This window comes from Rheinheimera baltica (assembly GCF_030731985.1).
Classification (GTDB): Bacteria; Pseudomonadota; Gammaproteobacteria; order Enterobacterales; family Alteromonadaceae; genus Alishewanella; species Alishewanella baltica.
This window is the reverse complement of sequence record NZ_JAPJDY010000012.1, coordinates 13704-38721: the sequence shown is the minus strand read 5'-3', so window position 1 is coordinate 38721 and position 25018 is coordinate 13704. Positions and strand designations below refer to the sequence as shown.

Below are 25018 nucleotides of genomic sequence, written 5' to 3'. Positions count from 1 at the left end.
AGGTTAAAAATAATTCGGTTTATCCTGCGCCATGCTGGTGAGGATTTTTAAATAACTTTCGTAACGTTCGCTGCTGACATCGCCACTTTCTACTGCATGTTGTATGGCGCAGCCAGGATCTGATATATGTTTACAGTCGCGAAATTTGCAGCGACCCAGCCAGGGCGTGAACTCGGTAAAACCGCGCGTCACTTCTTCTGGGGTTAAGTGCCACAGCGCAAATTCACGAATACCCGGGGAGTCAATCAAATCACCGCCGTTGGGTAAATGGTACAGACGTGAAACTGTTGTTGTATGCTGACCAAGGCCAGAATTCGCCGAGACGTCTTGTGTATGCGCTTCTAGCCCCGGCATTAAGCTATTCATCAAAGAAGATTTACCCACACCAGACTGACCTACGAATATGCTCGTGCCACTATGCAGATAGTCCAGCAGTTGTGTCATGCCTATACCACTTTTCGCACTTACCAGTAAAAAGTCATAGCCTAATGTCTGGTACAAAGCCAGTTGCTGTTCTAACGCGCTGTGCTCAGTTGCAGACAATAAATCGGCTTTGTTAATAACTAACAACGGTTTTATACCTGTAATTTCGGCGGCAACCAGGTAACGGTCAATAATGTTTAGCGATAGCGCAGGCAAAATAGCCGAGACGATAATCATCAGGTCAATATTCGCGGCAACCGGTTTTAACCCGTCATAAAAATCAGGCCGCAATAATACCGAGCTGCGCTCCTCTACCGCGTCAATAACACCATCGATGCCACCGGTTGGGTGCAATGCCCGGCGCCACACTACGCGGTCCCCCGTGACTAATGACGCGACTGAACGGCGCATATTGCAACGCACTACGGCGCCGGCACTGTCTTCGACATCGGCGTGTTGGCCAAAGCGACTTAAGACCAAACCGGTTTCCACAGCGGCAAAGCTGGCATCATCAACGGATTCGACACCTTTGTTTTTGGCTACCCGCAGCCTTTTGTTCGCGTTATCTGTAATACGTTGTTGCTGGCGTTGGGTTAGATGTTTTTTCTTTGTCACGGTTGGCTGTTTTCGCTCTGATGTAAAGGATGCTATTACTGCTAAGCTTATGGCGTGTATGATACCCGTATTCTGTAAATGAACAAAGCAGCATGCTGCGTAAGGGCTTTAGATGAGTGTAAATAACAATAATTTAATCTGGATAGATCTGGAAATGACCGGATTAGAGCCAAAAACGGACGTTATTCTGGAAATGGCAACCATTGTAACCGACAGTCAGTTAAATATTCTGGCCGAAGGGCCGGTGTTTGCGATTAAACAACCTGATGATGTACTGGATAACATGAGTGCGTGGTGTGTTGAACAACACGGCAAAAGTGGTTTAACCGCGCGCTGTCGGGCCAGTGCTGTGACTTTGGCAGAAGCAGAACAGCAGACTATCGCATTTTTACAGCAATATGTTGGTGCAGGCAAATCACCCATGTGTGGCAATAGTATTGGCCAGGACCGGCGTTTTCTTGTGGAGTATGCTCCGGCACTGGAAGCGTTTTTTCATTACCGCAATTTAGATGTTAGCACTGTAAAAGAGTTAGCAAAACGGTGGCACCCTCAGGTGTTGGAGAGCGTACAAAAATCTGGCAGCCATTTAGCATTGGACGATATTCGTGAGTCAATTGCTGAATTAGTAACCTATCGCACGCATTTTTTCAAATTAGCGTAATAAAGTGCTTGCATAAGCCAACTGATTTTGTAAAATGCGCGCCATCACGACGCAACAGTGTCTGTTGATGCGAGTATAGCTCAGCTGGTAGAGCGCGACCTTGCCAAGGTCGAGGTCACGAGTTCGAACCTCGTTACTCGCTCCAAATTCGATAAAGAACGCACTTTGCGCAAGCTCAGTGCGTTTTTTATTTTCTGCGATATAGTTATTATACCTTACAAAGCGATACGGTTCTGTGGATGGTAGATTCTCCTTGTGTGCGAAATTGTTGCTTGGATCAACAGGATTGCTGTTTAGGTTGCGGCCGTAAAATAGACGAAATCATGGAATGGCATCAGGCAACTGACCTGCGTCGCCAGCAAATTCTAGTGTTTGCTGCAGCGCGGATGGCCGAAACGCATCAGCAAGTTGCTTTCAGGCGTCTCGGGGTAAACCCTTCTGAATGATGCGTACCAAGCGTTCTGTGCTTCGAGGTAATAACGATTCAGCCTGCCAGCCTTTGCGTTTTTGTTGAGCCAATGCCCAATGCACATGCTCTGCAACTAATTCGCTGCAGTGGTTTATTGCGTGTTGCAGTGCTTCAACAATGTCGGTGTGATAGGGCGCATTGCCAAGCGCAACAGCGATATTGCGCTGCCAGCGTTCATAGCCAATACGTCTTATTGCACTGCCCTCGGTGTTTGTTAAAAAGTCATGTTCTTGCCACGCAAACAGACTGAGTAGACTCTGGCTTTGCCATTGTGGCCGGCGTTGAAAATCACCTTCAATAGTGAGAGGCGCATCACGATTTTCCGGACATACTAACTGACAATCATCACATCCGTAGATACGATTGCCCAATAAGGGTCTGAATTCCTCCGGTATGGCGCCTTTGAGTTCAATGGTCAGGTACGAAATACATCGTCTGGCATCAACGATATAGGGTTCGACAATGGCACCTGTTGGACAGCTGGTAATACAGGCGACACAGTTGCCACAATTACCGTCGTGCGGAGAATCAACGGGGAGTGGTAAATTCACCAGCAATTCACCAAGAAAAAACCAGGAACCGGCTTCATGATTTAGTAACAAGCTGTGTTTACCCACCCAGCCAAGCCCTGCTTGTTGTGCCAGCGGGCGCTCTAAAATTGGCGCAGAATCGGTAAAGGGGCGATAGCCTAGTTCAGCCACGTGATGATTAATACGTTGTCCCAGCTGCTTTAAACGGTTACGTATTAACTTATGGTAGTCTCGTCCCAAGGCATAACGGCTGATATAGGCCTGGGTAGGATCGGCTAAATTGGTAGCAAAACCGGCCCCTTCTGGCAGGTAGTTCATCCGCACACTAAGCACGCGCAAGGTACCCGGCACGAGTTCAGCCGGTCTGGCCCGCAACATGCCGTGGTTAGCCATATAGTCCATTTCACCGTGATAACCTGCATCTAGCCACTGTTGTAGTTGCGCTTCTGCATCAGTAAGAGACACCCCTGTAATACCCAGCTGTGCAAAACCGAGCTCTTGCGCCCAGAGTTTTATTTGTTGTGCCAGTGCGGCGTAATCCATAGTGGTACTAATTAGCCCAAACGTGGCATTAATTTAACATAGATGTTCTGGCTTAAGCTAACGGCTCGGCATAGTAAAACCCTAACGGCCGACTTTAGATATAACACACGGTTTTACTGGCTCAGCGCAGGTTAAATTTGTTAACATAGCACTGATTTAACAACCCTTATGACGAAGTGGTGACCGCAAGTGCAATATCAAGCTGAGTTAACAGATGAAGCTGCAACATTGTTGTTGGCACAGAAGGTAGCGAAATATGTGATGCCGGGACAGACCGTGTTTTTACATGGTGGTTTAGGCGCGGGTAAGACTACATTCAGTCGCGGGCTGTTAAATGCGCTGGGTCATACTGGTACGGTAAAAAGCCCAACCTATACCTTAGTTGAACCCTATCAGCTTGGGGCGTTAACGGTGTTTCACTTTGATCTTTACCGGGTGCGTGATGCCGAAGAATTAGAGTTTATGGGTATACGTGATTATTTTCGTCACGATACGTTATGCTTGATTGAATGGCCAGAACAGGGTATGGGTTATTTACCTGTGCCCGATCTCGACATACACTTAGTTTTTGAGTCTGAACATCGGCGGGTAACGCTTAGTGCAAATACCCTTGCTGGTTCCAATATAATAAAAGCCTTACTGGATGATGAAAAATAACAATTACAAAATCAAAGGCTGTTTACTGCTGTTCACGTTATTCAGCTTTATGGCTGTGGCGTCGAATCAGGTAAAAGGTGTGCGCGTATGGCCGTCACCCGATAATACCCGGGTGGTATTTGATATGGCTGCTGCGCCGGAGCATATTAGTTTTAGCCTGGATAACCCTGATCGCTTGGTTATCGATTTAAATAATACTACTGGCAGTAGTAGCTTGCCCCCGTTATCGGGCGAGTCAGCTTTAATTAAATCTATCCGTAGTAGCGGTGATGCAAACAAGATGCGCATTGTATTGGATTTAACCAAAGCAACTAAAGCCAACGTGTTTGCGTTGCCACCAACCCCTCCTTATGGCCACCGTTTAGTGGTTGATTTGCCAGACGATCAACCGGTAAGAAATCTGCCACCGCCCTCTATTCGCGCTGCGCGGGATATTGTGGTTGCTATTGATGCGGGGCATGGCGGTGAAGACCCCGGTTCTATTGGGCCTAGTGGCTTTTACGAAAAAAATATTACGTTGCCAATTGCCAAACAATTAGCACAGCTGATAGATCGTCAGCCAGGCATGAAGGCAATGATGGTCCGTACCAATGATTATTATCTTCACGTCAATAAGCGTACTGAAATCGCCCGAGGCCAGCAAGCTGACTTATTGGTTTCAATACATGCGGATGCCTTTACATCACCGCAGCCGCGTGGTGCGTCGGTATGGGTATTATCATTGCGTCGCGCGACCACTGAAGTAGGTCGTATGCTGGAGCAAACCGAGCGTCATTCCGAGCTGCTGGGCGGTGTTGCTGAGATTATTAAAGATTCAGCCAATGAACGTTATCTGGCGCAAACCGTGTTGGACTTGTCGATGAATCACTCCATGGTTACGGCTTATCAGGCGGCGAATGAAGTGTTGCAAGAGCTGGATAAAATTGCTTATTTACACAAAAGAGAGCCGCAAGCAGCGAGTTTAGGTGTGCTGAAAGCACCTGATATTCCTTCTATTTTGGTTGAGGTGGGGTTTATTTCCAACCCTAAAGAAGAAGCTTTACTAAAATCGGGTAGCCATCAGTCAAAACTGGCGACATCTTTGTTTACCGCATTAAAGCGACATTTTGAAAAGGCGCCTCCTGCAGATTCGTTGTTTGCGATGCAACGGGCTAAAGAGCACCGGGTTAGCGCTGGCGAGTCTCTCTCTTTATTGGCACAGCGTTATAACGTCTCTGTGGATGAGTTACGTAATGTTAATCAGTTAACATCTGATAGCATTCGTATTGGTCAAACACTGCGGATACCCTAACAATGCCTATCCGTATCTTACCGCCGCAATTGGCTAACCAGATTGCGGCAGGTGAAGTTGTTGAACGTCCCGCGTCTGTCGTCAAAGAGTTAGTCGAGAACAGTTTGGACGCCGGTGCCGACCATATCGATATTGATATTGAAAAGGGGGGCAGTAAACTCATACGGGTACGTGACAATGGCAGTGGTATTGTTGAGCAGGAACTGGTGTTGGCTCTTAGCCGGCATGCTACAAGCAAAATTGCCGATTTAGACGATCTGGAAGCGATTAACAGCCTGGGCTTTCGCGGCGAAGCGTTGGCGAGTATCAGCTCGGTATCCAGACTAACATTGACCTCCCGTACAGCGGAACAAACTGCAGCGTGGCAAGCCAGCGCTGCAGGACGAGACATGCAGGTTGATATTCGCCCGGCGGCTCATCCTACCGGTACCAGTATTGAAGTATTGGATCTGTTTTTTAATACGCCCGCGCGGCGTAAGTTTTTGCGAACCGATAAAACTGAGTTTGGCCATATCGATGAGCTGGTTAAGCGCCTGGCATTAAGCCGCTACGATGTAAGCTGGCAATTGACACATAATGGTCAGAGTGTACGTCGTTTGAAAGCCGCCGTAACTGCAGAGCAGCGTCAAAAACGTGTTGCCACACTGTGTGGCCGTGCTTTTGCTGAACACGCCGCCTTTATTGAAAACCAGTACGGTGACGTAAAAATTTGGGGCTGGATTGTGGCGCCTGGCGCATGCTCAGCTCAGTTACAGTGTCAGTACAGCTATGTTAACGGCCGGATGATGCGGGATAAATTACTGAACCATGCCATTCGCCAGGCATATGCTGATAGCTTACAGCCAGAGCAGCAGCCCGCTTTTGTATTGTATTTAGAACTGGACCCGCGCCAGGTTGATGTTAACGTGCATCCGGCTAAGCATGAAGTGCGTTTTCATCAGGCCAGATTAATTCATGATTTTGTCGTGTCAGCACTAACCGATGCCTTATCACAGTTAACACCCCACTCAGAATTAAGCGCTGCTTTACCCGCAGAGCATAGCGTGCAAGAACCAGTGGCGCCCTCGTACCAACAGCAAAATAGTCGTGACCATCGTGGTCAGAGCAATTATCGGCAGCCGTCAGCTGGGCGAACATCGGCTGGTGCTGTCAACAGAGAATTGTCATATTGGCAACAGTCACAGGCAGCGGTCGAGCAGGTTAGCGCTCAAAGTATTAAGGCTTCGCCGCCGCAAGAAGATATAGCCAGTGTGCAACCGCTTATTGCTGCCAATCGTTATGTGTTGCGCCAACAAGACGACACCATACTGGTAATTGATCTGGTCCCTACGTTAGTGGCGTACTTTAAAGCACACCGCCAGCAACCGATGCCAATATTGTTGCCGCAACGTATTACGGTCAGTGCTGCACAGCTAGCACGACTAACTGAGCAGGCTGAACAGTTTAGCCTGGCGGGTTTTGACATGTTGTTGAACGATCAGACTTTGATAATACGCGCAGTGCCAGGCTGGTTGCGACACACAGTGATAAGCCAATGGTTACCCGAGTGGCTTGATAAGCTAAGTCTGACGCCAGAGCTCGACGTAGTAACACCGCTATTGGCAATGCTACTTAATGCTAATAGGGTAATGGCCTCAGCAGTGTTAAACTCGGTTCCACAGGTTTTGGCAGCAAGCCAGTACTGGGTAAGTACACCACTACAGCTTGATGATACCCTGTGTGTGTTATCGGAGCAGAGCTCATGACGCCAGCCTCAAATGGAGTGATTTTTTTAATGGGGCCAACGGCCTCAGGTAAAACAGCTCTGGCGACCGAATTATATAAACAATTACCGGTAGAACTCATTAGTGTTGATAGTGCGCTGGTATACCGTGGTATGGATATTGGAACGGCCAAGCCTACAGCTGCAGAGCTAGCGCTGGCACCACATCACCTTATTGATATTATTGACCCGGCACAGAGTTATTCTGCTGCAGATTTCAGAGCGGATACGATCAGGTTAGTTGCTGAAATTAAACATCGTGGTAACATTCCAGTCTTGGTTGGCGGAACCATGCTGTATTTCAAGGCTTTGCTGGACGGCATTTCGCCATTACCTGAAGCGGATAGTGCAGTACGGCAGCAACTTGAGCTAGAGGCCGCAAAGTTAGGGTGGGCTGCGTTACATGCAGAACTGGCAAAAGTTGATGCTGTTTCTGCCCAACGGATCCATCCCAATGATCCTCAGCGTATAAACCGCGCACTTGAGGTGTATAGAATTACCGGACGTAGTTTGACCGAATTAACTGCAGAAAAAGGGGAACCTTTTGCTTTTCCTGTGTACCAATTCGCTATAGCGCCAGTAGAGAGAGCCGTTCTGCATCAGCGTATCGCAGAGCGTTTTGAACAGATGTTGAAAGCAGGTTTCGAAGCTGAAGTGGTTGCTTTGCGACAAAGAGGCGATTTACATGCGGATTTGCCTTCAATGCGTTGTGTCGGGTACCGGCAAATGTGGCAATATTTGGATGGTGAATGCAGTTATGCACAAATGACAGAGCGCGGAATTGCTGCAACACGTCAGTTGGCAAAGCGGCAGCTTACCTGGTTACGAGGTTGGCAAGAACTAACATGGTTAAAAAGCGACGCATCGTTGGAGGAAAACTTGCAAGCCGTTTTATCTTCGCTAAGCTAAACAAGTTAAAGAAAAAGATGTTTTAACAACTTGAAATAAAAAAAATAATACCTATATAAGTCGGACTAATAAAAAAAGGAAAGCGGCACATGGCAAAGGGCCAATCTTTACAAGACCCATTTTTGAACACCTTGAGACGGGAACGTATTCCAGTATCAATTTATTTGGTGAATGGTATTAAACTTCAGGGTCAAATCGAATCTTTCGATCAGTTCGTTATTCTGCTGAAAAATACGGTGAGTCAGATGGTATATAAACATGCTATCTCTACTGTAGTGCCGGCTCGCGCCGTGAATACTATGGTGGTTCACAATAATGGCCAGAGTGACGAAGACGACACAGAATAACATTAGGGGTTGTTCGCTTGTCTGTCATTAACGTTATTCCGGAACAAGCGATCCTTGTCCATGTTAATTTTTCCCAGCACCACACCAGCGAAGATTTGAGTGAGCTCAAACTGCTGGTGTCGTCGGCTGGTGTTGAGTGTGTGCAAGTTGTGACGGCAAGTCGCAGTGCACCCGATGCAAAATTTTTTATTGGTTCTGGCAAAGCAAATGAAGTTGCAGAGCTGGTCGAGCAAACGCAGGCTACGGTAGTGATATTTAATCACTCTCTGAGCCCGGCACAAACCCGTAATCTTGAACGACAATGCTTATGCCGGGTTATTGACCGTACCACGCTTATTTTGGATATATTTGCGCAGCGCGCACGTACTTTCGAAGGCAAGCTGCAAGTTGAACTGGCGCAATTACAGCATTTGGCATCGCGCTTGGTGCGGGGTTGGGATAGTTTAGACCGGCAAAAAGGGGGGATTGGTTTACGTGGGCCAGGTGAAACCCAACTAGAAACCGATAGGCGTTTACTGCGTGAACGCGTTAAAGCGTTGCAAACTCGGTTAGCTAAATTGGAAAAGCAACGCGAGCAAGGGCGCCGCTCACGTCAACGGGCAGAAGTACCGGTGGTATCTGTGGTTGGATATACCAATGCAGGTAAATCGACGTTGTTTAATCGGATGACTCATGCTGATGTCTATGCGGCAGATCAACTGTTCGCGACGTTAGACCCCACCCTACGTAAGCTCAAATTAAAAGGTGTCGGCGAGATAATCTTGGCTGACACCGTAGGCTTTATCCGGCATTTACCCCACGACCTGGTGGCAGCATTTAAATCTACATTGCAAGAAACCCGTGACGCGGATTTACAGTTGCATGTGGTTGATGTTGCTGACCCACGCAAAGATCACAATATGCAGCAAGTTGCTGCTGTACTTGAAGAAATAGACGCTGATCAGCTACCGCAGTTAATCGTTTTCAATAAAATTGACCTGCTTGAGCAAGCGCCACGTATTGAATATAACGAATACGGCCAACCAACCGCAGTGTTTTTGTCTGCAGCAAAGGGTCTTGGCGTTGATTTGTTAGAGCAAGCCTTGTCTCAGCTGTTATCAGAACGCTTTATTGACATGGTATTGTTATTGCCGCCTCATAAAGCGGCATGGCGGGCACGTTTTCATCAACTGCATTGCATTGTTTCGGAACGGTTTGATGACGATGGAAACTGCGAGTTGACCTTAAAACTGAGTGAATCAGTTTGGCAACGCTGTATTAAGCAATCGGACGGCGTGTTGGAAAACTATGTCGTCAGCACGGCAGTTATTTGATACATTAACCCTTATTTTATAACTTAGAACGGAGTAGAGCATGGCTTGGAATGAGCCCGGCAATAATGGCAAAAACAACGACCCTTGGAAGCAAGGCGGTCGTGATCAGGGCCCACCCGATCTGGATGAAGTATTTCGCAACTTCGGTAAAAAGTTCGGTGGGATCTTCGGCGGTGGAAAATCATCTGGTGGTGACAGTAACGGCGGCGTAACAGCGGCATTTATGCTGGTATTAATCGTTGCCGCACTGGTTTGGGCTTTTAGTGGCTTTTACACTATTCAAACTGCAGAACGCGGCGTGATTTTACGTTTTGGTCAGTACCATAGTGAAGTAACAGCCGGTATTCACTGGAAACCGACTTTTGTTGATACGGTTATCCCAATCGACGTCGACGAAGTTCGTACACTGCGTACCGATGGCTTTATGCTGACGCAAGATCAGAATTTGGTCCGGGTGACGTTTGAAGTGCAGTATAAAGTGCTGGACCCAATGTTATACCTGTTTTCTGTTGTTGATGCAGACAACAGCTTGAAAGAAGCGACAGACTCGGCGTTACGTTTTGTTATCGGCCATTCTATTATGGACGACGTATTAACCCGCGGCCGGGAAGTGGTGCGTCAAAGCACTCGAGCAGAGCTAGAGGCCATAATCGAGCCCTACAAGTTGGGTTTAAGTGTGGTTGATGTTTATTTCCGTGATGCACGGCCACCAGAAGAAGTTCGCGCTGCTTTTGATGATGCTATTTCTGCACAGGAAGATCAGGAACGCTTTGTTAAAGAAGCAGATGCCTATGCCCGTGAAATTGAACCGCGCGCTCGTGGTCAGGTCAACCGTGTTATGCAGGAAGCCGAAGCCTACAAACAGCAAATTGTGTTAAAGGCACAAGGTGAAGTGGCACGCTTTGAGAAACTATTACCTGAATACATCGCAGCACCTAAGGTAACGCGTGATCGCATGTACATTGAGACGATGGAACAAGTGTATAGCAATACGTCTAAAGTGCTTGTTGATGTGAAAAATGGCAATAATATCATGTATCTTCCTCTTGATAAGATGATGAATGGTCAAGGCGGAATGACAGAACGCAGTCAACCAGCAACGCTTTCTTCACCGCGTACTCAGTTAGATAGTAATAATACTGAGCCAAGACAAAACACTGCCCGTGGCAGTGAACCGCGCAGTGGTAGGGGGTAAGGTATGAAAAATTTTCTAGTTGCTATTTTGGTTGTAGTGGGCGTTATCGTTGTATCTTCTTTATTTGTTGTACCAGAAGGGCAGCGCGCTATTGTAATTCAGTTTGGTAAAATCCAGGAAGACGCTGAAAACAACGTTAAAGTGTTTTCACCTGGCTTGCATATAAAGTTACCGTTTATTGAAGATGTTAAAATGTTTGATGCTCGGGTGCAGACTTTAGATGACCCTGCTGATCGCTTCGTAACGGCTGAAAAGAAAGATTTATTAGTCGACAGTTATGTAAAATGGCGTATTCGCGATTTTGGTGCCTATTACGTTGCAACGCGCGGCGGTAATAAGGCGCAAGCAGAAGCTCGTCTTAAAGGCATTATTAACAACGGCCTTCGTTCTGAATTTGGTGCCCGGACAATTAAAGAAATTGTCTCTGGTGAGCGTACGCAGCTGATGGAAGGAGCCTTGTCTCAGGTTGCGGCATCTGCAAACGAGTTTGGTATTGAAGTGATTGACGTTCGCGTAAAGCAAATTAACTTACCAAACGAAATCAGTAATTCTATTTTTGCCCGTATGCGAGCAGAGCGCCAAGCTGTAGCGCGCGAACACCGTTCAAAAGGTATGGAAGAAGCAGAGATTATCCGGGCTGACGTTGATGCGCGTGTCACGGTAATGGTTGCAGATGCTGAACGTAATTCACGTACCGTACGTGGTGATGGTGATGCTCTGGCAGCGAAAGTCTATGCGGATGCCTACAATAAAAACCCTGAGTTCTTCTCTTTCGTACGCAGTATGGAAGCGTATAAAAAGAGCTTTGATAGTAAGAATGATGTGTTAGTTGTACAACCGGATAACGACTTCTTTAAATATATGAAGTCAGACAAAGTACAGAACTGATAATAATCCATTTTAAAAAGGCCCGTTAGGGCCTTTTTTGTCAAAATAGCTAGCGGAGCAGCCATGTACCAGCAGTTTTATCAGCGCTTTTTGCAGGAAAACAAAGGCAAACAACATTTTGCTTGCCATTCTCACCACTATTGGCCAGATGTTACCCGCGAGGCAATGTTGGAGTACTGGGACGATACTGCCCGTTTAGTTGATGACAAATGGCATTACATTTTTGGCGAAAAAGTGCCACAAACGCAGCAATTAATCGCTGATATATTGCAGTTACCTCAGCCTGAGCAGCTGGTATTTGCGCCAAATACGCATGAACTGGTAATGCGCTTATTAAGTTGCTTTGATTTACGCAAGCCACTACGAATTTTAACAACTGACAGTGAGTTTTATAGCTTTACAAGGCAGGTTAAACGGTTGTCAGAATATGACAATGTGCAGGTTGATATTATCCCCACACAACCTTTTGATAGTTTTGAACAGCGCTTTGTTGCTGCCGCAGCCAGTCAACCTTACCAGCTGATATTTTGCAGCCAGGTGTTTTTCAATTCTGGTGTCGCATTAACAGATTTAACCACTTTTGTGCTGCAGTTAGCGGCCGGTAGCGACGCCATGATCGCCATTGATGGCTATCATGGTTTCATGGCACTTCCTACCGATTTGTCGACCATTGCTGAACGGATATTTTATTTGTCTGGAAGTTATAAATATGCGCAGGGTGGTGAAGGATGTTGTTTTATGTCGGTGCCATTAGGCAACAGTGACCGCCCGTTATACACCGGCTGGTTTGCTGAATTTGGTACCTTAGCGGCTGAAAAATCAGCGACCGTTTTGTACAGCGAAGATGGTTATCGTTTTGCGGGTGCAACGATGGACTTCACCGCGCTGTATCGTCTTAATGCGGTGCTACGTTTATTTAAACAGCAAGGTATTAGTGTGGGACGTATTCATCAGTATGTACAACAGCTACAGCAGGCTTTTCTAACAAAGTTAGCTAGCCTTAATCATCCTCAGTTAAATGTGGATAAACTACTCAGTAAAGACCTTAGTTGTCATGGGCATTTTTTAACTTTTCGCTGTGGCAGCGCCGCCGAGGTCGCTGACTTGGCAAAAACGTTGAAGCTTAGCGGTATTGAAACAGATTATCGTGGTGATCGTTTGCGTTTTGGTTTTGCGTTGTATCACAACAGTGACGAGTATGACCTAAGCTGCTTGCGATAGGGTAGCGTTTAACTTATTGAATAAAAACTATAAAATCTGCCGCTGATAAAAAAGCGGCTTTTTTTCATCCAGACGGCTGAAACTTGCTTACCAATTTGGTAGAATCCCCGCCTAATTTTTCCCATGATGTAGGAACCATGGCCAAAAACGTCGTAGTGCTCGGCACCCAATGGGGTGACGAAGGTAAAGGTAAAATCGTCGATTTATTAACAGACAAAGCAAGCTTTGTTGTGCGCTATCAGGGCGGACACAATGCTGGCCATACGTTGGTTATCGATGGTGAAAAAACCGTATTGCATTTAATTCCATCGGGCATTTTACGTGCAAACGTCAAATGCGTCATTGGTAATGGTGTAGTGTTATCACCTGAAGCGTTCTTAAAGGAAATGACCATGCTGGAGCAGCGTGGCGTACCGGTTAAAGAGCGTTTACTGTTGAGTGAAGCCTGTCCGCTTATTTTGCCGTTCCACGTTGAATTGGACAAAGCACGTGAGCTGGCGCGTGGTGATAAACCTATCGGTACCACGGGTCGTGGTATTGGCCCCGCGTATGAAGATAAAGTTGCCCGTCGCGGTTTGCGTGTCGGCGATTTGTTTAATCCTGAACTGTTTGCTGAAAAGTTAAAAACAGTAATGGATTTGCATAACTTTACGCTGACTCAGTACTACAAAGTGCCTGCCGTTGATTATCAAACGACTTTGGACAATGCTTTGGCCATTGCTGAGATACTTAAACCGCTAGTGGTTGACGTTACAGAATTACTTGACCGTGCTCGTAAAGCTGGCCAGGAAATTATGTTTGAGGGCGCCCAGGGCACCTTGTTGGATATTGACCATGGCACCTACCCATACGTTACATCGTCCAATACGACAGCGGGTGGTGTTGCCACAGGTGCCGGTTTTGGACCTCGTTACATTGACTATGTGCTGGGTATCGTCAAAGCCTATACCACGCGTGTTGGTTCTGGTCCGTTTCCAACGGAGCTCGATTGTGCTGTTGGTGAACACCTTGGTGTCAAAGGCCATGAGTTTGGTGCTACCACAGGCCGTAAGCGCCGTTGTGGCTGGTTTGATGCCGTCGCGGTGAAACGTGCTGTGCAGTTAAACAGCATTTCAGGCTTCTGTTTAACCAAGCTTGACGTGTTAGATGGCCTGGATACCATAAAAATTTGTATTGGCTATAAAGACGCCGCAGGCAATGTCACTGAAGTGCCACCTTTGGCGGCTGAAGGCTATGAGCTGGTTACACCGGTTTATGAAGAATTACCCGGTTGGCAGGACAGCACCTTTGGTGTGCAGACACTTGCGCAATTGCCTCAAGCTGCGCGTAACTATATCAGCCGCTTAGAGCAGTTGACCGGTGTACCGGTTGATATTGTGTCTACCGGGCCAGATCGGGTACAGACTATAGTGTTGCGTCATCCGTTTGCTTGACGACATCTAAATACTAAGTTAGAACGTATAAAAAACGCTGCCTACAGGTAGCGTTTTTGTTTTATGCTATAGCAAATAGTTTTGCGGGAGCTAACGATGCGAAATAGTATTTTTTGCCTGGTCATAGTGATGTTGATTGGCTGTGGTAGCAGTAGCGAAGAAGGTAGTAGCCAAACTGCTCTGTGTCAGCGACCCGAATTAAACGCGAAGATTTTTTGCGCGCTGCAACAGGACTATTTATGGTACAAGGACTTGCCGGCTACCATTAATCCGGCAGATTACAACACACCTCAAGCTTTACTTGATGCAGTCGCTGCACCGCAAGATCGTTATAGTTTTGCTATAACGCAACAAGAATACGAAGACCGTTACATTAATGCGACTTATTTTGGCTATGGTTTTTCAACAGTACGAACGGATAATAATACCGCATTGCAAATTGCCTACGTGTTTGATGATGGTTCTGCGGCACAAAGTGGCTTGCGCCGTGGTGATAAAATTATTGAAATTGAAGGGGTAAGTGTTGCTAGTTGGCTAAGTCAACTTGATGCCGGCACTGTAACCTCCGATGATATTTATGGTCCTAACCAGGATGGCGTTGTACGCAATTTTGTTTGGACAAAGCCTGATACTAGTGAAATGTCGGCTGATTTAATCAAACGTCAGGTAACAACGAATACTGTGTTGCACCGCTCTGTTGCCATGCAAGGTGATAAACGCGTTGGTTATCTGGTGTTTAACAGCTTTATTGAGTTGTCAGAAATCGAGCTGGAACAAGCGTTTGCTTACTTTGGACAACAAAATATTGATGAGCTGGTATTAGACTTGCGTTATAACGGCGGTGGTTTGATCCGCGTAGCTAATCAGCTAAGTACGCAAATTGCCCGTAATGCTGTGCAAGGGCAGGTTTTTGTCAAGTATCAGTACAATGACAAAAATAGCGGAAAAAATAGCAGCACTATTTTCTCAACAGGAGCAGGGCGCACAGTGCTGAATTTAGACAGGCTATTTGTGTTGACGTCACCAAGTAGTTGCTCTGCCAGTGAGCTCGTCATTAATGCATTAGCACCGTTTGTCGATGTAGTACAAATTGGTGAGACAACGTGCGGTAAACCCGTTGGCATGCAACCTGATATAATTGGCGACCATGTGTTGTTTGCCATTAATTTTCAGACCGTGAATGCACAGAACCAAGGAGACTACTTTGACGGCTTACAGCCAGAATGCCCTGTAACGAACAACATTACAGGTGACTGGGGTGTAACAACAGATCCCCTGTATGCGAAGGCGTTAGGGTATATTGATGGAAATGGCTGCAATGAAGCCTCAGTAAGTGCGGCCGCTATGTCAATACGTACGCCAAAAGTAAAACCCATGCTTAGATCACCTTGGGCCATGAACAATGAGCAATAACCGGCGCGAAAATTGCTTATTTATAGCAATGAACGGCCGATAAGGTTATAGCTGACAATTTTCAGGCGCATATTATGATTAAACCGTTAAAATGTCTTCTGGTTGCAACATTACTGCAGTGTATTGGTGTTCAGGCGCAAGAACTTGAAGCCATACAGTTGTACTCTCAGGATGAGCTTGTCATGCTTATCCGTGAGAACACGCATTTGCAACGGGTAAAGGCCGACGACTGTCAGCTGGTGCTTGATATTGAAGCTCGGGCAGATATCATGCAGCTGCCGGTGTATCAGTTTTTGTACGGTGATATGTTAGCTTACGGTGTTTGTGTGCCACGCAATATTGAACGTGGCTGGGATTTAATGTTGCAGTCGGCATCCCAAGGTTTACCGGAGGGGCTGGAACAGGTTGGACGCTACTACCACATTGGGCGTTTTGTTCAACCAGATATCGATAATGCTATAGTTTATTTACGGGAAGCCTCTGCGTTAGGTAATTTAAAAGCGCAATTACGCCTGGCTCAAATATTAGTTAATGGCGATGGCAGTCCACAAGATTTTGAACAAAGTTATCGCTGGTTACACCATGCGGTAACAGCTGATACCAATGTGCATCAGCAAATAACCCGCTTACTCGCCCAGTTGGCAAAGAAAATGCCTGCGCGGGTGGTAGCAAACGCGAAACGGCCAGTAAAATGAAGTTCATACTCATACTGCCGTTTAGCTGTTACACTTAACATAATTTAGGAAACAAAAGACAACTTAATGACGGTAAATGATCCGCATCTTGCGCGTGAGCAGGAAAAATATGACAACCCCATCCCTAGTCGTGAATTTATTCTCGAGCACATCGAAAAACGCCAAAGCCCCGCTTACTTTGAAGAATTAGTTGCAGAGCTTGGTTTAACTGATGATGACGCTATTTTTGCGTTGAAAAAACGACTGCGTGCTATGGAGCGTGATGGTCAGTTAATTTATACCAAAAACCGCCGATACGGCTTAGTAGACAACATGGACCTGGTAAAAGGTACTGTATTGGGCCATCGCGAAGGTTTTGGTTTTTTAAAGCTGGAGCAGGGCGGGCCTGACTGGTTTATCCCTAATTTTGAAATGCAGCGCTTGTTGCATGGCGATAAGGTATTGGCAACCGCACAAAGCGTAAACAGTAAAGACAAAATTGAAGCTCGTGTAGTACGTGTGTTAGAGCCACGTAGCGAGCCAATAGTCGGGCGTTATTACAAAGATTTCGCCTTAGGCGTAGTGGTGCCGGATGACCCGCGTATAACGCAGGATATTGTTATCCCCGATGGTGAACAAGGTGCAGCACGTCATGGCCAGGTTGTACTGGTTGAGATAACGCAGCGTCCGTCTAAGCGGGTTAATGGCGTAGGCAAGGTTATTGAAGTGTTGGGTGAGCATATGGCGCCCGGTATGGAAATTGAAATTGCGATTCGCAACCATCAAATTCCGCATGAGTTCTCTGATGCAGTATTAAAACAAGTTGCCAAATACGGCGAAGAAGTACCTGCAGAAGCCAAGCAAGGCCGTATTGATTTAACCCAATTAGGGTTAATTACTATTGATGGCGAAGACGCGCGTGACTTTGATGATGCGGTATACGCAGAAGCCAAAGACAACGGAGGCTGGCGTTTATGGGTCGCTATTGCGGATGTGAGCGCTTATGTCTTGCCAGAAACGGCACTGGACAAAAGTGCCCTGGAACGCGGTAATTCGGTGTATTTTCCTGACCATGTAGTACCGATGTTACCTGAAGCCTTATCCAATGGTTTGTGCTCGTTAAACCCCCATACCGATCGCTTATGTTTAGTGGCTGATATGCACATTAACGCGAACGGTAAACTGGATAGTTACCAGTTTTATGAAGCTGTGATGCATTCCAGTGCGCGTTTAACCTATAACAAGGTGCATAAAATTCTGCAGGGCGACCCTGAATTACGCCAGCAATATGCGGCTAACCTCACTAACATTGAAACGCTAAATAGTCTGTATCACAAATTGGCTAAGGTGCGTGGTCAGCGCGGCGCAATAGAATTTGAAACGGTAGAAACTCGGTTTGTGTTTAACAGTCACCGTAAAATAGAGCAAATTGTACCCGTGCACCGGGTCGAGTCACATAAGATCATTGAAGAATGTATGATCATGGCCAACGTAGCCGCCGCGCGCTTTATCGAAAAGCACGAAGCCCATACCTTGTTTCGCGTTCACGAGCGGCCGGATGGTGATCGTTTTGACAATTTCCGTCGTTTTTTGGCCGAGCTGGGTATCGAAGCCAATATCTCTGCTGAGCCAACACCACTTGAGTTAACGCAAACGCTGGCAAAAATTGGTGACCGGCCGGATCGCGAGCTAATTGAAACCACCATGTTACGTTCAATGAAGCAGGCGGTTTATCAGGGCGACAACCAAGGCCACTTTGGTTTAGCGCTGGAAGCTTATGCGCATTTTACCTCACCTATTCGGCGTTATCCTGATTTGATATTACACCGGGGTATTAAAGCTTTACTGGCAAAACAAAACCAACAGGTAACCGGCGCACGCGCTTACACCGAGGCTGAAATTACGCCTTTAGGTGAGCAATGTTCAATGACAGAGCGCCGTGCCGATGATGCTACCCGTGAAGTAGCAGACTGGCTTAAATGCGAGTATATGCAAGATCACTTAGGTACAGAGTTTGACGGCGTGGTATCTACCGTTACCAGCTTTGGTTTGTTTGTGCGTTTAACTGAGCTTTATATCGAAGGCCTGGTGCATGTCACCTCGTTGCAAAACGATTACTACCACTTTGATGCCGAGCGTCATACGCTCACGGGCGAGCATGGTAAAATCACCTATCGGATGGGCGATTTACTTAAAGTCAAAGTGGCAGCGGTAAATCTGGAAGCACGCAAAATTGATTTAGTTTTAGTGGGCGAGCCAAGACGGATTGTTAGCAAAGAGCAAATCAAGGCGTCTAAGCAAGGTGCTGGCAAAGGCGGTAAACGTGCGACCGGTAAAGCGGCAAGCGCACCGGCCAAAGGCGGCGAAGCCAAACCTAAAGGCGCACGCAATATTACCGCACGGAAAAAGCCACGGCGTAAAGCTAAGTAGATAGCTTTTCTAAATGAGAATCGGCTTGCCCTAAGCCAACCGTTGAAGGCATGGATGCCTGAGTCGAGCCTATAGGGACATATTCACGGCGTGTTGGCGTGGGCAAACCGGTTCGTTAATACAATAAATTCAGGTAAACTGCCGGCCTTTTTTACGTGTCGGCATTAAGGGTTAACAATGAACGCAGATCTGGTCTTTGGTATTCATGCGGTAGGCGCATTACTGCAACGTGCACCGCAAGATGTGCTGGAAATGTTCGTGATGAAAGATCGCGACGATAAACGCATGCAGCCGTTAATCCAGCAAGCCCGTCAGGGTGGTATATCGGTTCAGTTTTGTAACAGAAAAACGCTGGACGATATGGTCGGCGGCCAGCATCAGGGTATTATTGCCAAAGCCCGTTTACAAAGCAGCGGCAGCGAAGCTGATTTAGCTGCTATTGTTGCGCAGCATGATAAACCCTTTATTCTGGTTCTTGATGGCGTTACCGACCCGCATAATTTAGGTGCTATTTTACGTAGTGCCGATGCCGCCGGTGTGCATGCGGTGGTCTCGCCAAAAGACCGTTCAGTAAAGCTAACGTCAGTAGTGCGTAAAGTGGCCTGTGGCGCAGCAGAGAGCGTACCTTTCATTACCATCACCAACTTAGCCCGTACCTTGCGCGAATTGCAGGATGCTGGTTTATGGGTGGTGGGTACTGCCGGTGAAACTGAAACAACGATTTATCAGGCTGATTTTAAAGGCCCGTTGGCGATAGTGCTGGGTGCTGAAGGTGAAGGCCTGCGCCGGTTAACCCGCGAAACCTGTGACAGCCTGGTAAAAATTCCGATGTTTGGCACCGTATCCAGCCTTAATGTATCGGTAGCAGCCGGCATTTGCTTGTTCGAAGCAGTGCGCCAGCGTAGTTAACTGAAATATCTGCTTGTTATTTGCCCGCTAAGTCCGTAAAATACGCGACCTTCGGCCATACACCAACGTTCCTTGCCTCCATGAGAACCCCGGCCGAGTTCCCCCGAGGCTTACTAACCGTAAGGAGCTACAATGCGTCATTACGAAATCGTTTTTATGGTTCACCCTGATCAGAGTGAACAAGTACCTGGCATGATCGAGCGCTACACTGGCGCGATCAAAGAAGCGGGTGGTTCTATTCACCGTCTGGAAGACTGGGGCCGTCGTCAACTGGCTTACCCAATCCAGAAGTTGCATAAAGCTCACTATGTTCTGATGAACGTAGAAGCACCACAAACTGTGATTGATGAGCTGGAAACTAACTTCCGCTACAACGACGCGGTATTACGTAACCTGATTATGCGCACCGATGGTGCCGTAGTTGAGCCATCACCAATGGCTAAAGTACGTGATGAACGTCGTGAGCGTGCTCCTCGCGAACATGAAGAGCAAGTAGCAAACGAAGAGTAAGTTGTTGTTAATGGACAATTGCACCGTACTGGTTGGCAGTATCTGCCGTCAACCTGAACATAGCGAGAGTCCGGCGGGAATACCGCATACGGTTCTGGTGTTAGAACACCGCAGTAATCAGATGGAAGCCGGCTTAAACCGCCAAGCCTACGTCAGAATTCAGGTTGTACTAACCGGAGCCGCACTAACACAACATACCCGACAGTTAACGTTGGGCAACATGGTAAAGGTGACTGGTTTTTTAAACCGCCACCAAAGCCGCAGCGGACAAGCTAAGCTGGTGCTGCATGCGCAACAAATTGAACATATAAGTTAGGAGACAGGCAAATGTCACGTTTTTTCCGTCGCCGTAAATTCTGCCGTTTTTCTGCAGAAGGCACTGTAGAGATTGATTACAAAGATACCGCTGTTCTGAAAAACTACGTTACAGAAAGCGGCAAGATCGTACCTAGCCGTATTACTGGTACCAGCGCTAAGTATCAGCGCCAACTGGCTCGTGCTATCAAGCGCGCACGCTACCTGGCTCTGTTACCGTACAGCGACTCACACAGTTAATACAGAAGGGGTATAAGTAATGCAAATTATTCTGTTAGACAAAGTCGCTAACCTTGGTGGTTTAGGTGACAATGTAGCTGTTAAGTCTGGCTATGCACGTAACTTCTTATTCCCACAGGGTAAAGCAGTTCCGGCAACCAAGGCTAACATCGAAAAATTCGAAGCACGTCGCGCTGAATTAGAAGCTAAATTAGCATCTGACTTAGCTGCTTCAAATGATCGTGCTGCCAAACTTGCTGCGCTGGGTGAAGTGACTATCGCTTCTAAAGCCGGTGACGAAGGCAAACTGTTCGGTTCAGTTGGCACCCGTGATATCGCTGATGCGATCACTGAAGCTGGCGTTAAGGTATCTAAAGCAGAAGTTAAACTGCCTACAGGTACTTTACGTGAAACTGGCGAATACGATATCGACGTTCAGTTACACGCTGAAGTTACTGCAACGGTTAAAGTTGTTGTAATCGCAGAAGCTTAATTGCTTAAAAGCACACTGCGCTTGCGGTGTGCTTTTTCTCTTGTTTGTTTTCTCTTCTTTCTTTTCTCGTATTTTTGCCTTCATATAAAAATTTCTCTGACATCGCTTTGTGATCTGCTTGTGGCAGGTTAGCATTATGCTGTTTTCGCTAACTGATACCGGTGATATGAGCAGTACTAAAGATAAGCAAGTTGCCGCGGTAAAAATGCCGCCCCATTCTATAGAGGCTGAACAGTCAGTACTTGGCGGTTTAATGCTGGATAACGATGCCTGGGACCGTGTAGCTGAAAAAGTGGTCGAGCAAGACTTTTATCTGCGCGCGCATCGGTTTATTTTCGCCGCCATGTCACGTTTGGCCGAGGCTACCCAGCCCATCGATATTATTACCGTATCAGAAGATTTAGAAGCCAACCTCAAACTGGATGATGTCGGTGGTTTTGCCTATTTAGGTGAAATTGCCAAAAATACCCCCAGCGCAGCGAATATTCTGGCCTATGCCGAAATCGTGCGTGAGCGCGCTGTTGTGCGCGATATGATTTCTGTGGCGCATGATATTGCTGATGCCGGTTACGACACGCAGGGGCGCAGCTCGGCTGAGTTGCTGGACTTTGCCGAGACCAAAGTATTTAAAATTGCCGAACAGCGCACCAATGCCAATGAAGGCCCAGAGCCAATCAATAGCATACTGGCCAAAACCATTGAGAAAATTGATGAGCTGTTTCGCTCGCCTTACGACGGGGTGACCGGGGTGTCTACCGGCTATGTCGATTTAGATAAAATGACCAACGGTATGCAGCCGTCAGACTTAATTATCGTCGCTGCGCGGCCTTCAATGGGTAAAACCACCTTTGCGATGAACCTGTGTGAACACGCCGCTATTACCAGTGACAAGCCGGTGCTGATTTTCAGCTTAGAGATGCCGTCCGAACAAATTATGATGCGTATGCTGGCCTCTTTAGGCCGTATTGACCAAACTAAGGTGCGTACCGGCCAGCTGGAAGATGAAGATTGGGCGCGGCTGTCTTCTGCAATAGAGCTTTTGAACACCAAAGGAAAAATGTATATCGACGATGGCTCGGGGTTAACACCCACCGAAGTACGCTCACGGGCGCGCCGGGTGGCACGTGAACACGGCGGCTTAAGCATGATCATGGTCGACTACTTACAGTTAATGACTGTGCCGGGTATGAGCGAAAACCGTACCTTGGAAATTGCCGAAATTTCACGTTCACTCAAAGCCCTGGCGAAAGAATTAAAAGTACCGGTGGTCGCATTGTCGCAGCTAAACCGTTCACTGGAGCAGCGCGCTGATAAACGGCCGGTAAACTCCGATTTACGTGAGTCCGGTTCTATCGAGCAGGATGCCGACTTAATTATGTTTATCTACCGTGACGAAGTGTACAACGACGACAGCGCGGATAAAGGCACGGCAGAGGTCATCATTGGCAAGCAGCGGAACGGCCCGATAGGCCGGGTACGCTTAACTTTCCACGGCCGTTATTCACGCTTTGACAACTATGCCGGTAGCGCGCGGTTCGAGGACGATTAATGCATAGCCGGCGGCCACAAGCCATTATTGATCTTAATGCCTTAAGCCATAATTATCAGCAGGTAAAACAGCTGGCACCCAACAGCAAAGTACTCGCCGTACTTAAAGCGAATGCTTACGGCCACGGCATGTTAGCCGTAGCACAGGCCTTAAAGCATGCTGATGCATTAGGCGTGGCGCGCATCGATGAAGCCTTAGCATTGCGGGCAGGCGGTATAACTAAACCTATCGTGCTGCTGGAGGGCTTTTTTCATGCCGATGAATTACAACAAGTGGTGGCGTCTAACCTGCAGCTGGTTATTCACCATCGTGAGCAGGCTGAAGCGCTATTGGCCGCAGTGTTGGATGCGCCAGTACGGGTGTGGTTAAAAGTTGATTCTGGTATGCACCGGCTGGGTATTTATCCGCATGAATTTGCCGAACTATATCAGCGTTTACAGCAAAGCCCGAATGTACAAGGGCCAATGCGTCTGATGACGCATTTTGCCAGTTCAGATGAGCTACAAAACCCAGCCACACTAAAACAGCTACAGCTGTTTCAACAGACCTTACAAGGTGCGCCGGGCGAGCTATCGCTGGCAAATTCAGCTGCGGTGCTTAATTGGCCACAAAGCCATGGCGACTGGGTACGCCCGGGTTTAATGCTGTACGGTGTATCCCCTATGGCGGCGCAATGCAGTGCCGATCATCAACTGCAACCGGTCATGACATTGTGCAGTAGCGTGATAGCGGTACGCGAGGTTAGCGCAGGTGATGCTGTGGGGTATGGTGGTAGCTGGATAGCGGCACACAACACACGCTTAGCCGTTGTAGCAATCGGTTATGGTGATGGCTACCCACGGGGCGCCGGTAACAACGCCGATGTGTTAATTAACGGCAAATGCCATCCTATCGTTGGGCGGGTATCTATGGATATGATTACGGTAGATATTGGTACTGCTCCAGTCGCAGTTGGCGATAAGGTGGTTCTTTGGGGAGCAGATTTACCCGTAGAAGAGCTGGCGCGGCGGGTAGATACCATTCCTTACGAGTTACTTTGCAATATTACCAGCCGCGTACAGTTTAGCTATCTAAGCCAATCTGCCTGAGTCTTGACATCCGATTCACTAAGGTAATCGTCACTGGGACTTGGTTCAGTGATTTTTTGCACTGCCCACAAACAATACTCAACTTTATCAATAAATTTTAAATGGCCAATGTGATTAATTTGTTATAAGTTTGCGTGTGATTTATTGATTTGGTTTATTTAGCGTGTACAATCCTCATTGATTTAACGAGGAGTGTTATCTATGAGAGTTATTTTAGTAAATTTATTGGCTTTAGTTGTGTCAATGTGTGGCGTTGTAACTAATGCTTCTGCTGATAGTGTAAGTGTTATTACCAATTTCAAAGAACTTAGAGGCTACTATTTTCCTTTGCCTATGAATTGCGGTCTGTTGGCTGGCAATAATAGCTCAGGTCTTATTATTGCAGGGGGACACAAAAATAGGACTATTAAACGAATCGAGTCTTACGCATCAGGGTATATAGCTGACATTAGCGATCCCGGCATTCCTGTTAAATTCCTCGCTGGTGAGAATCAATCAGGACCTATTGTTGTTGGTGAAGATGGTTATACAATTAAGTATATGGATTCTTATGCTGCCAACGTTTGGAAAAGTCTTCCGAGGCCACCTTTTAATATACGAGGTATTGTTGGTAACAATAAGACTGGGATAGTTATTACTAATGGAGAAGAATTAGCTTATCTGACGAGTTATCGCGGGACTTGGGTTAGAAAACAAGTATTCAAGGACGCTGGTGCTGGGGAAATACATGGTATATTTGGAAATAACAAGACAGGAATTTCGATTGTTACTCGCGATAGCGTTTTATATGTAGAAAAATATACTAAAGGCATAGTCTGGAAGACGTTTCTCCAAACTAGAGACGGAAATCTTCCTCCAAGTATATTCTCAGGAAATCCTATAGATGGCCTCATTGCTGTTGCTCAAGACACTTGGTTCGCCGGTAGCAATATATATTCTTATGACGGATACGAAGGTGGTCGATTTGGCCCGGTTCACAACCACCAAAATATTTACTTTCCCGGAGGCCGTTTGAACTTGGTGGGTGACCCGAGAAACGGCATAGCATTTTGTGGTGATACGTCTTTTTAGATAAGTCTTAATTTTAAGAGTATTATGATATCCGGAGATGGCATTCTACTGGTGTACCTTAAAAGTATGCAGAGTGCCAATCTCTTTTAA

The 25018-nt window shown here is 46.9% G+C and carries 25 protein-coding genes and 1 tRNA gene; 24 read left to right on the top strand and 2 right to left on the bottom strand.

The window, feature by feature from the left end:
• Positions 1–3: 3 nt before the first annotated feature.
• Positions 4–1038: a small ribosomal subunit biogenesis GTPase RsgA gene (rsgA, locus tag ORJ00_RS17795; RefSeq protein ID WP_305976383.1), complete on the bottom strand. Its 1035-nt coding sequence runs from the start codon at positions 1036–1038 to the stop codon at positions 4–6.
• Positions 1039–1150: 112 nt separating this feature from the next.
• Here rsgA and orn point away from each other — a divergent pair, with 112 nt between their 5' ends.
• From orn to ORJ00_RS17780, 3 genes are all read left to right on the top strand, one after another.
• Complete coding sequence (orn, locus tag ORJ00_RS17790) at positions 1151–1699, top strand: oligoribonuclease (protein ID WP_305976385.1); 549 nt, start codon at positions 1151–1153, stop codon at positions 1697–1699.
• Positions 1700–1768: 69 nt separating this feature from the next.
• Positions 1769–1844 (top strand) — tRNA-Gly (locus ORJ00_RS17785).
• 94 nt (positions 1845–1938) lie between these two features.
• Positions 1939–2145, top strand: a complete 207-nt coding sequence (locus ORJ00_RS17780; RefSeq protein WP_305976387.1) for a DUF1289 domain-containing protein — start codon at positions 1939–1941, stop codon at positions 2143–2145.
• Here ORJ00_RS17780 and queG read toward each other — a convergent pair.
• Positions 2114–3241, bottom strand: coding sequence for a tRNA epoxyqueuosine(34) reductase QueG (gene queG, locus ORJ00_RS17775; protein WP_305976389.1), 1128 nt, complete (start codon positions 3239–3241; stop codon positions 2114–2116). The two genes, ORJ00_RS17780 and queG, sit on opposite strands and share 32 nt — an antisense overlap.
• A gap of 189 nt (positions 3242–3430) precedes the next feature.
• Between queG and tsaE the strand changes: the two genes are divergently transcribed.
• The 21 genes from tsaE to ORJ00_RS17670 all read left to right on the top strand — a co-directional run bounded on the left by tsaE (position 3431) and on the right by ORJ00_RS17670 (position 24928).
• A complete protein-coding gene (tsaE, locus tag ORJ00_RS17770) occupies positions 3431–3898 on the top strand; it encodes a tRNA (adenosine(37)-N6)-threonylcarbamoyltransferase complex ATPase subunit type 1 TsaE (RefSeq protein WP_027672387.1) in 468 nt (155 codons plus the stop codon).
• Positions 3885–5189, top strand: coding sequence for an N-acetylmuramoyl-L-alanine amidase (locus ORJ00_RS17765; RefSeq protein WP_305976391.1), 1305 nt, complete (start codon positions 3885–3887; stop codon positions 5187–5189). Before tsaE ends, ORJ00_RS17765 begins: the two co-directional genes overlap by 14 nt.
• Before the next feature lie 2 nt (positions 5190–5191).
• Positions 5192–6934, top strand: a complete 1743-nt coding sequence (gene mutL / locus ORJ00_RS17760) for a DNA mismatch repair endonuclease MutL (protein WP_306140475.1) — start codon at positions 5192–5194, stop codon at positions 6932–6934.
• On the top strand, positions 6931–7860 hold the full coding sequence (miaA, locus tag ORJ00_RS17755; RefSeq protein ID WP_306140474.1) for a tRNA (adenosine(37)-N6)-dimethylallyltransferase MiaA: 930 nt from the start codon (positions 6931–6933) through the stop codon (positions 7858–7860). Before mutL ends, miaA begins: the two co-directional genes overlap by 4 nt.
• Before the next feature lie 89 nt (positions 7861–7949).
• Complete coding sequence (hfq, locus tag ORJ00_RS17750; RefSeq protein ID WP_027672383.1) at positions 7950–8207, top strand: RNA chaperone Hfq; 258 nt, start codon at positions 7950–7952, stop codon at positions 8205–8207.
• Positions 8208–8224: 17 nt separating this feature from the next.
• A complete protein-coding gene (hflX, locus tag ORJ00_RS17745) occupies positions 8225–9520 on the top strand; it encodes a ribosome rescue GTPase HflX (RefSeq protein ID WP_306140473.1) in 1296 nt (431 codons plus the stop codon).
• A gap of 40 nt (positions 9521–9560) precedes the next feature.
• Positions 9561–10715 carry an FtsH protease activity modulator HflK gene (gene hflK, locus ORJ00_RS17740; protein WP_027672381.1) on the top strand — a complete coding sequence of 385 codons (1155 nt, stop codon included), beginning with the start codon at positions 9561–9563 and terminating at the stop codon, positions 10713–10715.
• 3 nt (positions 10716–10718) lie between these two features.
• A complete protein-coding gene (gene hflC, locus ORJ00_RS17735) occupies positions 10719–11603 on the top strand; it encodes a protease modulator HflC (protein WP_027672380.1) in 885 nt (294 codons plus the stop codon).
• A 63-nt stretch (positions 11604–11666) separates the two neighbouring features.
• A complete protein-coding gene (locus tag ORJ00_RS17730; RefSeq protein ID WP_027672379.1) occupies positions 11667–12824 on the top strand; it encodes an aminotransferase class V-fold PLP-dependent enzyme in 1158 nt (385 codons plus the stop codon).
• Between the two features lie 137 nt (positions 12825–12961).
• A complete protein-coding gene (locus ORJ00_RS17725; protein ID WP_305976397.1) occupies positions 12962–14257 on the top strand; it encodes an adenylosuccinate synthase in 1296 nt (431 codons plus the stop codon).
• A gap of 96 nt (positions 14258–14353) precedes the next feature.
• The gene (locus ORJ00_RS17720) at positions 14354–15670 is read left to right on the top strand and encodes a S41 family peptidase (RefSeq protein ID WP_306125647.1); all 1317 of its coding nucleotides are present in this window, start codon (positions 14354–14356) and stop codon (positions 15668–15670) included.
• 74 nt (positions 15671–15744) lie between these two features.
• Complete coding sequence (locus ORJ00_RS17715) at positions 15745–16365, top strand: tetratricopeptide repeat protein (protein ID WP_306138076.1); 621 nt, start codon at positions 15745–15747, stop codon at positions 16363–16365.
• Between the two features lie 66 nt (positions 16366–16431).
• The gene (gene rnr, locus ORJ00_RS17710; protein ID WP_306140472.1) at positions 16432–18774 is read left to right on the top strand and encodes a ribonuclease R; all 2343 of its coding nucleotides are present in this window, start codon (positions 16432–16434) and stop codon (positions 18772–18774) included.
• Positions 18775–18951: 177 nt separating this feature from the next.
• A complete protein-coding gene (gene rlmB / locus ORJ00_RS17705; protein WP_027672334.1) occupies positions 18952–19683 on the top strand; it encodes a 23S rRNA (guanosine(2251)-2'-O)-methyltransferase RlmB in 732 nt (243 codons plus the stop codon).
• Between the two features lie 132 nt (positions 19684–19815).
• On the top strand, positions 19816–20193 hold the full coding sequence (gene rpsF, locus ORJ00_RS17700) for a 30S ribosomal protein S6 (RefSeq protein ID WP_205311382.1): 378 nt from the start codon (positions 19816–19818) through the stop codon (positions 20191–20193).
• Positions 20194–20203: 10 nt separating this feature from the next.
• Positions 20204–20509, top strand: a complete 306-nt coding sequence (gene priB, locus ORJ00_RS17695; protein ID WP_305976403.1) for a primosomal replication protein N — start codon at positions 20204–20206, stop codon at positions 20507–20509.
• An 11-nt stretch (positions 20510–20520) separates the two neighbouring features.
• Entirely contained in the window at positions 20521–20748 is a 228-nt protein-coding gene (gene rpsR / locus ORJ00_RS17690) for a 30S ribosomal protein S18 (protein ID WP_008218940.1), read from the top strand.
• A gap of 19 nt (positions 20749–20767) precedes the next feature.
• On the top strand, positions 20768–21220 hold the full coding sequence (gene rplI / locus ORJ00_RS17685) for a 50S ribosomal protein L9 (RefSeq protein WP_027672331.1): 453 nt from the start codon (positions 20768–20770) through the stop codon (positions 21218–21220).
• A 166-nt stretch (positions 21221–21386) separates the two neighbouring features.
• Positions 21387–22769, top strand: coding sequence for a replicative DNA helicase (gene dnaB / locus ORJ00_RS17680; RefSeq protein ID WP_370298047.1), 1383 nt, complete (start codon positions 21387–21389; stop codon positions 22767–22769).
• Entirely contained in the window at positions 22769–23857 is a 1089-nt protein-coding gene (gene alr, locus ORJ00_RS17675; protein ID WP_306140471.1) for an alanine racemase, read from the top strand. Before dnaB ends, alr begins: the two co-directional genes overlap by 1 nt.
• A 201-nt stretch (positions 23858–24058) precedes the next feature.
• Positions 24059–24928, top strand: a complete 870-nt coding sequence (locus ORJ00_RS17670; protein WP_306140470.1) for a hypothetical protein — start codon at positions 24059–24061, stop codon at positions 24926–24928.
• Positions 24929–25018 lie beyond the last annotated feature (90 nt).

Bases quoted from the DNA above. Each gene is read 5' to 3' on its own strand.
- ORJ00_RS17725 (WP_305976397.1), top strand. From the start codon at position 12,962: ATGGCCAAAAACGTCGTAGTGCTCGGCACCCAATGGGGTGACGAAGGT.
- mutL (WP_306140475.1), top strand. From the start codon at position 5,192: ATGCCTATCCGTATCTTACCGCCGCAATTGGCTAACCAGATTGCGGCA.
- ORJ00_RS17670 (WP_306140470.1), top strand. From the start codon at position 24,059: ATGAGAGTTATTTTAGTAAATTTATTGGCTTTAGTTGTGTCAATGTGT.
- dnaB (WP_370298047.1), top strand. From the start codon at position 21,387: ATGAGCAGTACTAAAGATAAGCAAGTTGCCGCGGTAAAAATGCCGCCC.
- orn (WP_305976385.1), top strand. From the start codon at position 1,151: ATGAGTGTAAATAACAATAATTTAATCTGGATAGATCTGGAAATGACC.
- ORJ00_RS17765 (WP_305976391.1), top strand. From the start codon at position 3,885: ATGATGAAAAATAACAATTACAAAATCAAAGGCTGTTTACTGCTGTTC.
- rnr (WP_306140472.1), top strand. From the start codon at position 16,432: ATGACGGTAAATGATCCGCATCTTGCGCGTGAGCAGGAAAAATATGAC.
- queG (WP_305976389.1), bottom strand. From the start codon at position 3,241: ATGGATTACGCCGCACTGGCACAACAAATAAAACTCTGGGCGCAAGAG.
- hflC (WP_027672380.1), top strand. From the start codon at position 10,719: ATGAAAAATTTTCTAGTTGCTATTTTGGTTGTAGTGGGCGTTATCGTT.
- priB (WP_305976403.1), top strand. From the start codon at position 20,204: ATGGACAATTGCACCGTACTGGTTGGCAGTATCTGCCGTCAACCTGAA.
- ORJ00_RS17715 (WP_306138076.1), top strand. From the start codon at position 15,745: ATGATTAAACCGTTAAAATGTCTTCTGGTTGCAACATTACTGCAGTGT.
- miaA (WP_306140474.1), top strand. From the start codon at position 6,931: ATGACGCCAGCCTCAAATGGAGTGATTTTTTTAATGGGGCCAACGGCC.
- ORJ00_RS17730 (WP_027672379.1), top strand. From the start codon at position 11,667: ATGTACCAGCAGTTTTATCAGCGCTTTTTGCAGGAAAACAAAGGCAAA.
- ORJ00_RS17780 (WP_305976387.1), top strand. From the start codon at position 1,939: ATGGTAGATTCTCCTTGTGTGCGAAATTGTTGCTTGGATCAACAGGAT.
- alr (WP_306140471.1), top strand. From the start codon at position 22,769: ATGCATAGCCGGCGGCCACAAGCCATTATTGATCTTAATGCCTTAAGC.
- rplI (WP_027672331.1), top strand. From the start codon at position 20,768: ATGCAAATTATTCTGTTAGACAAAGTCGCTAACCTTGGTGGTTTAGGT.
- hflK (WP_027672381.1), top strand. From the start codon at position 9,561: ATGGCTTGGAATGAGCCCGGCAATAATGGCAAAAACAACGACCCTTGG.
- rpsR (WP_008218940.1), top strand. From the start codon at position 20,521: ATGTCACGTTTTTTCCGTCGCCGTAAATTCTGCCGTTTTTCTGCAGAA.
- hfq (WP_027672383.1), top strand. From the start codon at position 7,950: ATGGCAAAGGGCCAATCTTTACAAGACCCATTTTTGAACACCTTGAGA.
- ORJ00_RS17720 (WP_306125647.1), top strand. From the start codon at position 14,354: ATGCGAAATAGTATTTTTTGCCTGGTCATAGTGATGTTGATTGGCTGT.
- rpsF (WP_205311382.1), top strand. From the start codon at position 19,816: ATGCGTCATTACGAAATCGTTTTTATGGTTCACCCTGATCAGAGTGAA.
- rlmB (WP_027672334.1), top strand. From the start codon at position 18,952: ATGAACGCAGATCTGGTCTTTGGTATTCATGCGGTAGGCGCATTACTG.